This window comes from Phreatobacter sp. (genome assembly GCF_022843985.1).
In the GTDB taxonomy this organism is placed as follows: domain Bacteria; phylum Pseudomonadota; class Alphaproteobacteria; order Rhizobiales; family Phreatobacteraceae; genus Phreatobacter.
In genome coordinates, this window is record NZ_JALHMP010000015.1 from 89,649 (window position 1) to 99,212 (window position 9,564).

Annotated in this window: 7 protein-coding genes and 1 tRNA gene; 4 read left to right on the forward strand and 4 right to left on the reverse strand. The window is 62.2% G+C overall.

The features are described 5' to 3' along the window. Positions 1–43: 43 nt before the first annotated feature. From Q0C57_RS12310 to Q0C57_RS12320, 3 genes are all read right to left on the reverse strand, one after another. Positions 44–1,864, reverse strand: coding sequence for an ATP-dependent helicase (locus Q0C57_RS12310; protein ID WP_296576720.1), 1,821 nt, complete (start codon positions 1,862–1,864; stop codon positions 44–46). Beyond that, complete coding sequence (locus Q0C57_RS12315) at positions 1,851–3,746, reverse strand: AAA family ATPase (protein ID WP_296576721.1); 1,896 nt, start codon at positions 3,744–3,746, stop codon at positions 1,851–1,853. Before Q0C57_RS12315 ends, Q0C57_RS12310 begins: the two co-directional genes overlap by 14 nt. A gap of 142 nt (positions 3,747–3,888) precedes the next feature. Next, positions 3,889–4,797, reverse strand: coding sequence for a zincin-like metallopeptidase domain-containing protein (locus Q0C57_RS12320; RefSeq protein WP_296576722.1), 909 nt, complete (start codon positions 4,795–4,797; stop codon positions 3,889–3,891). 538 nt (positions 4,798–5,335) lie between these two features. On the opposite strand from Q0C57_RS12320, the gene Q0C57_RS12325 reads away from it, so the two are divergent. The 4 genes from Q0C57_RS12325 to Q0C57_RS12340 all read left to right on the forward strand — a co-directional run bounded on the left by Q0C57_RS12325 (position 5,336) and on the right by Q0C57_RS12340 (position 9,246). Next, positions 5,336–7,303: a type IV secretory system conjugative DNA transfer family protein gene (locus tag Q0C57_RS12325; protein ID WP_296576723.1), complete on the forward strand. Its 1,968-nt coding sequence runs from the start codon at positions 5,336–5,338 to the stop codon at positions 7,301–7,303. 535 nt (positions 7,304–7,838) lie between these two features. Continuing rightward, on the forward strand, positions 7,839–8,303 hold the full coding sequence (locus Q0C57_RS12330) for a replication/maintenance protein RepL (protein ID WP_296576724.1): 465 nt from the start codon (positions 7,839–7,841) through the stop codon (positions 8,301–8,303). 51 nt (positions 8,304–8,354) lie between these two features. Beyond that, positions 8,355–9,011, forward strand: a complete 657-nt coding sequence (locus tag Q0C57_RS12335; protein ID WP_296576725.1) for a ParA family protein — start codon at positions 8,355–8,357, stop codon at positions 9,009–9,011. A gap of 1 nt (position 9,012) precedes the next feature. Continuing rightward, positions 9,013–9,246 (forward strand): hypothetical protein, encoded by a 234-nt coding sequence (locus Q0C57_RS12340; RefSeq protein ID WP_296576726.1) that lies wholly within the window; start codon positions 9,013–9,015, stop codon positions 9,244–9,246. Between the two features lie 172 nt (positions 9,247–9,418). Here Q0C57_RS12340 and Q0C57_RS12345 read toward each other — a convergent pair. Beyond that, positions 9,419–9,495, reverse strand: a tRNA-Met gene (locus Q0C57_RS12345). Positions 9,496–9,564 lie beyond the last annotated feature (69 nt).

Below are 9,564 nucleotides of genomic sequence, written 5' to 3' on the forward strand. Positions count from 1 at the left end.
GGTCGGCACAATCTGACGGTTGCAGGCAGGGGAAGCCTTGCCCCTAATCATCCCCCAATAGCAGAACGCAGGGGTCGCCATCCGGTGTCAAGATCGTCGTACACCGCTTGCCCCGCGTCACGCTCACCCGAAGATTCTGTCGCGACTGGTCATCGATTTCGTCTCGGGAATTGAAACGCACGATACGGTCGGCATTGTAGGGTGGCTGGCCTTTGCGCTTAATCGGCCAACCCTCGAAGATAATCACTTCATCGAACTGCTTACCCTTGGCCTTGTGCATGTTCATCACAACGACACCGGTCTCGGGTTTGGCGTTGGTAGAAAAGTGCTCCTGGACAAACGCCTGCCGAATGATCGCCAGAGCGTTGCGATAGGCGCCGGTATCCCGCCAGTCCTGAGAGAGCGCCTGGCGGAGCTGCGTCCCCCGCTCCAATACGCGGATGTTCCGCACCTCCTGAGCGATCTCTTTCAACCGTGGACAGGCACCATCCTCCAGAAGGCGCCGCATGGCTCGCCAGTCCTTGTCGGGATCACCGGTGAGCGCGAGATCTCGTGCCTGGCCATAGACGGCAAGCATGGCGACCAGGATGCTGTTCTTTCGGAGCGCTTTGCCCGTGGCGAGGCAGGCAATGTGTTCGCCGTAGGCTTTCTGGATATTGGCAGCCTCGTTCAGAGCGCCTTTGGTCGGTGTGTCGCCGCCCTTGCCATGGAAATAGTTGCGTATCAGGGCGATGAACCGCTCGAAGTGAGAGCCATCGGTATCCGGCTGCATGAGCAAAGCGATAACCTCGGTGCCGAGGATGGCCGCCTCCAATTCGATAACCGCCGAATGCGGAATCTCGGTCATCCCGCCCGGCGGCGACCGGAAGGCGTCTGATACCAGCCGGGTCATCTTCTTAGTCGGCACGAGGATGGCCAGCGACCATTCCTTCATACCAGCATCAACAAGTCGCTTCCGCGCCTTGTACGTCGTGGTTACAAGCTTGGAGAACGCCTGATCGGTATTGGGCGGATAGACGTAGATTTGCACACCCGCATACGGCTCTTCGCGGAACTTGCCCTTGAGGATGTCATTGCCGAAGACCCCGATGTCGGTGCCCGCGCTGCGATGGTTGTCGGTGCTGAGGTCCACTTCCGCTGGCGTAAATGCGGCCCTAAAATGGTCAAGGCGCTCCGGATCGGCGCCAATCCAGTCGTAGATGCGCTGCTCAGGGTCGGCGAGCGCAATAAGCGTGGTGAACTCTCCGAGCGCCTGGATGACACGCCATTGCACCGCGTTGGTATCCTGAAATTCGTCGAGGATGATGACGGGGTACATCGTGGCCATCAGCCTTCTGATGCGCTCGCTGCCATGAAGGATGTCCCGGACATACGGCGCAAAAAGATCGAAGTAGACCCTGCCGTCTTCGCGGGCAAGCCGTAAACGCTCGGCCTCTTCTGCCGCCGCTTTTTCGATTTGCTGGGCCTCGGTCAGCTTCGACGCAGCGGCATACCCGCTGCGGATGTCCGACAGGGCAATTGCTTCGGTCGGCGGCGTCAGAATGTCGATGCGCCGCGGCAGGCCGACCAGGTAGCCGTGCGCCTTTAGGATGCGCCAGAAAAAGGAGTGGTAGGTTTCGACGTCGATCCGCCGCTTCTGCTCGCGGGGGATTTGCTGTTCGTACTCGATGGCCTCGACGACACGGGAGACGGTCGCGCGGGCGAAGCTGAGGAACAGCACCTTCTGCCCCGGCCGCAAACGCTGCTCGGCAATCTGCGCGGCCTTGAGAATGGAAACCGTGGTCTTGCCGGAGCCCGGCCCTCCCGTGACGAGGAGGTGGCCTTCGGCTGCCATGATCTCAAGCTGCTTCTCAGTTAGCTGCATCCGCACCGGCCCCTGGCTCGATCGGCGCTTCGCCGCCTTCGGCGGCGGCGGGAGCGGGCGCACAAGTGTCCTTGACGGCGATACATGCCTCACGAAGCCAAGCAGGTATCTCGGCCTCGGAACATTGGGCGAGGAAGTCGGCGATGCCCCAGTTGGCCTTGGTCCAGCCGAAGTAGTCCCTGAGTGCGTCAGAGGCCGACGCCTCCACGTCGGGGTACTTGGCCGTGAGGTGCGGCGGCCAGTCGACGAGCTTGGCGAACCGCTTGAGGGCTTCCTCGGTCGTGTTCTTCAGGACGAGGTCCTCAAAGCCTTTCTCGTCATGCATCAACAGCAGCTCGACCTGGGCCTCGATGAGCGCCTGATTCGCCGCGTCTTGCTTGTCGCAGATGGCGAAGACGCGCTTGCCCAGCTCACGGTAGAGCTCGGCCATGTCGGGGATACTGTTCTGGCTGCCGGCGTCGATGGTGCAGATGCCCAACGCCTCCAGCGAGGAATAGGTATCGGGCTTCAGTTCCGACAACCGACGGCACACCACTGGAAACGCCGCCGCCTCGGTTACCCCTTCGGCGACCAGAATGCGACGCGCGAGCAAGCCTTCGCAGAAGCGGGTGCGGAACTCCTGACGGTAGCGTTTGGGCTTGACGCTATCAGGCAAGGCAATGGCGCGCTTGGCGAGCACGCCCTTGTCATCCCGCCCCAACACGACGGTCTCGTCGAGCGCGAACTCCTCCAGGACATAGGGCGAATGCGAGGTGAAAATGGTTTGCGACGCCAGCTTGCGGATCTCGTGGACGATCCGCTTCTGGGCGTAGGGCGGGATGGCGGTTTCCGGCTCTTCCATCGCGAAGATGACGTTCTGCTTGTCTTCGGCGATCTGGGACAGCATGGCCAGCACGAGCATGTTGATGGTGCCTGTGCCCTGCCGATAGAACGGCGCCGCATGGCTGCCTTCGCCCGTGGCGATGAATGCGGTGATGACCTTCCGCAGATGTTCTCGGGTGAGATTGGACACCTTCAGGTGAGGCTCGATCCCCCACTCTTTCGGGACGTATTTCTTCAGCGCCGTGTTGATGCTCTCCAGCACGCCTGAGATGCCAAGCTCAGGGTCGCTGGCAACCGAGTAATCGGCAAGCGTGGTGATGGTGTCCTCCCACATCTGCGGCCTGACCTCTTTCAGGCGCAGGATGATGTCCAGCAGGCTGCCCCTTTCGAGGCTCAGGGCGCGGGAGCCGGTGCGCAGCGAACGCAGGTACAGGAAGCCGCAGACCTGTTTGTCCTTCTTGGAGAACGGGACGGGGGTGTCGCTCTCGGTGAGGCTTCGGGTGAAGTAGGTCTTACCCTCGAAGTCGTCCTCCTCCGGGTCGTACCAGCCGTGAAAGGTGACGCGGAGCGCCTCGGTGATATGCGCCGCATCGACGCCTGCCGGATTGGCCTCGCCATAGAAGATGTCCGTCGCAGCATCCCAGAACTCGGTGTAGTCCCCGAACTTGGCTTTCTGTTCCTCGGTCAGGTCGGCAATGGCCACTTCGATCTCAATGCGCGGCGCGTCTGCGCCAGCCGCAATTGCCGCCGCCTCGCCCGCGCCATCTTCACCTGCTGCCTCTGCCTGGACCGCGTCTGGCTGCGCGTCTGCGCCCTCGTCCTCTGCCGCTTCGCCACCTGCATCAGCAGCTTTGGCAAGGTACTTGCCTTGGAAGAAGTCGTGCTCGTCAATAGGGGGCTGCCGGTTCAGACGGTCAGGCCCCAGCACGAGGTCGAGGGCCTCCAGGAGCGTTGTCTTTCCGGTATTATTGTCGCCAATGAGCACTGCGTGCTTTGGAAGCAGTATGGTCGCAGACTTCACCCCGCGAAAATTCGCGATACTCAAGCGACACACTTTCATATCGCTGCCCCCCTTCTTGCTCTTTAATCCCGAGTGCAAGGGTAACGGCAGTCGGTCGTCAATGAAAGAAACTCCGCCGAGAGACGTGCGGCGACATCACTGAGCAAGGGCAGCGCGTCGTATCGGGGAGTAGAGGCGGCCGTCAGGCCGCCTCCTCGACTTCGGCGGCTTGCAGCCCGGCGAGGAAGTCGGTGGCCTTGGCCGCTTGGCTGGCGGCGGTGAAGATGGCCTTCTTGTCGGCCTTGAGGACCTTCAGCCAGTTGTCGATGTAGGCGGCGTGGTCGGGACGCGGGGTAAGCGTCACGCCTAGGTCGGCGCACAGGAACGCCGCGCCCAACTCGGCCACGAGTTCTTCCATGGCGTAGGCATCGTCGCCGAAGCGCTTGCCGAATTGCCGGTCACAGCGGCGGGTCTCGCCCGTCCAGTGGGTCAGTTCGTGCAAGAGCGTGGCGTAGTAGCTCTCGGTCGCCGTGCTGGTTTCGGTGCCAAGGAAGCGCTCGCGCTCGGGCATCTGGATGATGTCGTCGGAGGGACGATAGAAGGCACGGCTGCCGCCGTGACGGATGATCGCGCCGGTGGCTGTGATGAACCGGTCTGCGGCTGCGACGGTGGCGACGGGGTCCTTGGGCTCGGGGAGCGCGGGCGTCTCGTAGCCGTCCACCTGGTCGGCATTGAAGACCCAGCTTGCGCGGGCCATCAGGCGCTTGCCGTGCTCGGTCTCGCCGGTGTCGTTGTTCCGCTCTTCCACGTCGAACTCCTTGTAGAAGACCACAAGGCTCGACTTCTCGCCCTTGCGGACCTGGCAGCCATTGGCCTGCCATTGGCGATAGGTGCCCCAGGTGCCGGTGGTGAAGCCGCGGGCTTGGGCGGAGGCCCAGAGGCTGACGACGTTGATGCCGCGATAGGCCTTGGCGGTGTCGATGTTGACGGGGCGGTTCAGGCCCTCGCCGCTGCGGTGCCAGGGCATCTGCCAGTCGCCCGCGCCCGCCTCGATGGCGGCGATGATGTTGTTGGTGACCTGGGTGTAGACGTCGATGCGTTCGGTAGTCATGGGGTCCTCTCCTTGTCTGGGAGGCCGCGCCTATCGCGGCCGTCCGATGGCGACCGGAGAGGCAGGGGCAAGCCGGACGACGCACCCGCATGGGCTGGAGGGAACCGGAAGACGGCGGGCGGGCTGTTTCTTGAAGCGCAGCGCCCGCGAGGAATGCGGCCTCAGCTGCAGGGGAAGAAACTACCCGACCGCCGTTGCGCCGCATGGCGTCCCTGCCAGGTCAGCCACGAATGAGGACGGCCTGTGGAGCGCGGAATCGGACAAGGGCGAGAGGAGCTCAACCGGACGCGTTCGGCGTGCCCAAGGGCACTGCGTCATGCCGCTATCGGGCGTGGGGCTTTTCGACTGGCTGCCCTCTGTTGGCAGCGCGCTGGACGGGCAACCCCGCGCCGCTTCATCCGCCAGAAGCCAAGCCGCGTAGAACCAACGTCAAAGCCACGTCCGGCCAAGCATTTCCGGCGGATTCATTGGCAATTTGGTGGTAGCGTGGCGATAGGCAGGATGACTGTTCAAGGGAGCATTCGGCGAGGGAGCGGCGATGGTGTGGAAGAAGCTGTTCGGGGGTGGAGGGGAGAAGGAACCGTCGCCGCGCGAGATTGAGCGCAACCGCCGGATTGATCGCTGGCTGGATGCGATGGGGCCGGAATGGGCCGAGGCGTACATGATCATCGGAACCGACCCCGCCATTGACAGGGTCTTCTTTGAGAGCCTGCATTACAAGTTGAGAGATGGTGAAATCGAGGAAGCGCGAAAGCATTTACGCGTCTGCATGCGCTTTCTTACTGACGAATCCCGCGAGAAGCTACGCAACGTCGGCCAGGCGCAACGCTGGGCCACCTTCGATCAGATGGCGGAAGCGGGCATCGTGATTTCGAGCAACGCGACGTTCCCCATGGACGCGCTGCAAATCGCCAAGCAGCCGGTGCCGGATCGCCCGGACCTGGAGTTCCCGCTTTACTTCCGGGGCGAAGGGCATCTGTTGACGGTGGCCCCCACGGGCGCGGGCAAGGGCCAGCGGCTGATCCTGCCGGTGCTGCTGGATTACGAAGGGCCGACGGTGGTGATCGACCCCAAGGGCGAGAACTACGAGCACACGGCGTGGCGTCGCAGCCTCTACGGGCAGGTGTTCAAATGGGCGCCGGGTGTGGCCGATTCCGACTGCTACAACCCGCTCGATCGGGTGACGGGCTGGGACGATGCGCGGCTTCTGGCCGAACTGCTGGTCATTCCCCAGGGCAAGGAGCCCTTCTGGGACGAGGCCGCGCGCGACCTGCTGACGGGGCTGATCTTCTATGTCATCCGCACGCGGCCTGAGGGTCAGCGCAACATGCGCGCGGTCTGTCGCCTGCTGACGCCGAGCAAGGCGGATTTCGAGGCGATGGTCGAAGACCTGCAAGGGTCTGACGACGAGCGCCTGAAGGAGCTGGGCAATATCCTGGAGACGCAGTCGGAGGCTTTGCGCGCCTCGATCTCGACGACGCTGCGCACACAGCTTGCGATCTGGCGGTCGGACGACGTGGCCAACGTCACCTCCTCGACGACGCCGGGCTGGACGGTCGAGGACATCCTTGTCCGCGACAATATCAGCGTCACCTTCGCCGCCAAGACCGGCCGCGCGCCGGGCTGGCACCAGCGCGAGGATGGTGGGGTGACGCGCGGCAGCGCGGCCACGGTCTACCTGATCGTGCCGCCCGAGAAGATGGCCACCATGCGCAGCGTGCTGCGTGTGATGCTGGGCCAGCACCTGAGCGAAGCGATCCGGGTGCGCAAGGTGATCGACGCGGCCAATGCCGAGGATGAGAGCCTGCCCGCCGAATATCTCGACTGGCCGATGATGTTCGTCTTCGACGAGATGCCGCAGCTGGGTTACATGCGGATCATCGAGGACGCGGTGGCGATCACGCGTAGCTACCGCATCCGGCTCTGGCTCTTTGCGCAGGACCTGGCGCAGCTCGAAGAGGTGTACCCGAAGTGGCGCAGCCTCGTCGCCAACTGTCGGGGCCAGATCTTCTTCCGCCCAAACGACACCCGAACCGCCGAACACGTGGCAGAGCGGCTGGGTCGACGGAAGGACATCTGGGGCGGCGAGGATTGGGTGGCCTCGCCCCAGCAGCTGATGGGGCCGGAGTTCCGCGACGACTGCGTGATCTTTCAGGACGGGCTGTCGATCCGGGCCAACCTGTACCCGCCCTATTTCGCGAACGAGAAGCTGAAGGAATGGGTGGAACAGAAGAAGCGCGAGTTCGGCGACACGGTGTACCGCGCCCCGCGCCCCGCTTTGACGCCGGAGTTCGAGCCAGACGAGGACGATGCCGACCTGAAGGACGACCCTGAGTATCAGGCGGAGCTTGCAGCGCTTCAGGCGCGGATGCGGGCACGAAAAGGCGACACGCCGCCCGAGGCGGAGCCCAAGCCCGAGGACATTCCGCCCAAACCGCCTGAGCGGCCGTCTGGTGCATCGGAGAGTCCCAAGCGCCCACCTACCCCTCCGAGCTTCGACGAATGAACTGAGGAGGCTCTCAGCGCGCCATGACCCCTTTCAAAACCCCTTACCTGCGCCCTCACAGACATGAGGCGCGTCAAGCGGTCTTCGTCAGCGTCGCTCTGCCACACCCCGTTCAAAACCTTACGGGACCGGGTGCCGCCAAAAGTCGTCCGACTGAAATGGACGCGACGGACGTGTGTTTGGGATGAATAGGGATGCTCGGCGACCCGCTTCAGCCTCAACAAAGGTGGGACTTACCCACAGGACCACATCGCCGCGTCGCTTGCAGTATTGGGGCTGCTGCTCGCGGCTCCGGCCTGTGGATAAGTCCAAGGCATATGTAAGACTAAGAAGGGGAAAGCTAGAAATCGAGGAAATCCGCGGATGTAATGTGGCCTCCTAGAGGCCACATATATGTGGCTCCCTAGAAGCCACATATATGTGGCATTCAGATTACCAGCAGGGAATTTTATTTCCCTCTACGGAGTTTTTATTTCCGTTTTTTGGACAGACTGATGTAAATTAGCTGCAAACAATAAAAAACCGGGGCAAACCCATGGAATTAGCAGTCGACTATACCTCGAACCGCGATGCTTCCGAAAAGAAGCCGCATTTCACGAAGATCTACAAGCCCGGCTGGAACCGGATCAAGCGGTTGCTGGAGGGAGATCCAACAGCTGCGCGCGTCTGGGTTTTCCTCGTGGAAAACGCAGGGCACGACAATGTTCTCGCATGCAGCATGGCGATCCTGGAGGAAGAGCTCGGCCTCCATCGAAAGACCATCTACAAGAAGGTCAAGTATCTCTCGGAACAGGGCGCTCTGGCGATAGCCAAGATGGGCACTGCAAATGTCTACATCCTCAATCCCCATGAGACATGGAAGGCCAGCGAGGAATTCAAGAATTATCATGCGATTACCGCACGGGCCTTGATCGGAAAGACCGAGAACAAGGCATTCCGCAAGCGGCTAACCCACATCGTGGGGCAAGCCGAGCAGGTGGAATTATTCCCTGTTGATTAAAGGTCATGCCAGCACGCGAGCATGCTGGCATGCGTAATGGGAGGTCATTTTGTGGCACACATCATTGGGGTCGTTTCCCAGAAAGGTGGCGTTGGCAAGAGCACGTTGACTCGGCTCGTGGCGCGCGAATTTGCGCAGCAAGGCTGGGACGTGAAGATTGCCGACCTCGACGTTTCACAGGGCACTTGCGTCGAGTGGGGGCGCATTCGTCAGAAGAACGGCATCGCCCCGCTGATCCGTGTCGAGAGCTTCGGCAGACTTGAGCCAGCGCTCGCTGATGCGGAGCGCTTCGATCTCGTGATCATCGACGGAGCACCGCACGCGACGGCGATGACGCTGGACATCGCGCGCGTCTGCGATCTTGTGGTCATCCCGACCGGCCTGTCGCTCGATGATCTGCGGCCAGCGGTCGTGCTTGCCCACGAACTCGTCCGGAAGGGTATTTCGAGCGACAAGCTGGTTTTTGTGCTGGCACGCATCGGAGAGAGCGCGAACGCCCTCGAAGATGCGCGGCGCTTCCTCGTCCAGGCGGGATATGACGTGGCCCAGCACGAGCTACCCGACAGAATTGGATATCAACGTGCCATGAACGCCGGGTTGGCCGCGTCAGAGAGCGCTCACAGAACGCTGAACGAGAAAGCTGAGGCGGTCGCGCAAGACATTGCGGATCGCTTGACCAGCCTCGTTTCGCGCAGGGAGGTTGCGTGAGGTGAAGGTAAAGCTGGCGAAGCCGAGCAAACGAACTGCGCTCCCGCCGCCACCGGCGAAGCCGGAGCCGGTTGGGAACCTGCACAAGCCTACTGCAAGCGAGAAGGTGCCGCTTCAGCTGAAGATCGCACCCGAGATCAGGCGGGCGTATCGGGCCTATGCGGCGGAGCAGGATTTGGAGCTGAGCGAGTTGTTCTGCGCGATGTGGGAGCACTACCGCGCGACGGCACGCTAGCCGTCCGGCATGCGAGCATGCTCGCCTTCGAGCATGCGTCGATGTTGAGATTCGTAGTGGCGTTGTGTGGGGACTTGGGGCCAACTGTCCCCATTTTGTCCCCGAACGCGAAAAAGCCCCGGCCTGGCGGCTCGGGGCTTTCTGCTGAAGTGTTGATTTTCTTCAGGTATTTTGGTTGCGGGGGCAGGATTTGAACCTGCGACCTTCAGGTTATGAGCCTGACGAGCTACCGGGCTGCTCCACCCCGCGGAAGGCGGTGTCTTTGCGGCGCGGAGCCCGGTCGCTGTTGCCGGCGACGGCCTTTGGGCTTTTGCCCTG

Excerpts from the sequence above, each read along its gene's own strand:
- Q0C57_RS12315 (WP_296576721.1), bottom strand. The coding sequence starts at position 3,746 with ATGAAAGTGTGTCGCTTGAGTATCGCGAATTTTCGCGGGGTGAAGTCT.
- Q0C57_RS12310 (WP_296576720.1), bottom strand. The coding sequence starts at position 1,864 with ATGCAGCTAACTGAGAAGCAGCTTGAGATCATGGCAGCCGAAGGCCAC.
- Q0C57_RS12325 (WP_296576723.1), top strand. The coding sequence starts at position 5,336 with ATGGTGTGGAAGAAGCTGTTCGGGGGTGGAGGGGAGAAGGAACCGTCG.
- Q0C57_RS12330 (WP_296576724.1), top strand. The coding sequence starts at position 7,839 with ATGGAATTAGCAGTCGACTATACCTCGAACCGCGATGCTTCCGAAAAG.
- Q0C57_RS12320 (WP_296576722.1), bottom strand. The coding sequence starts at position 4,797 with ATGACTACCGAACGCATCGACGTCTACACCCAGGTCACCAACAACATC.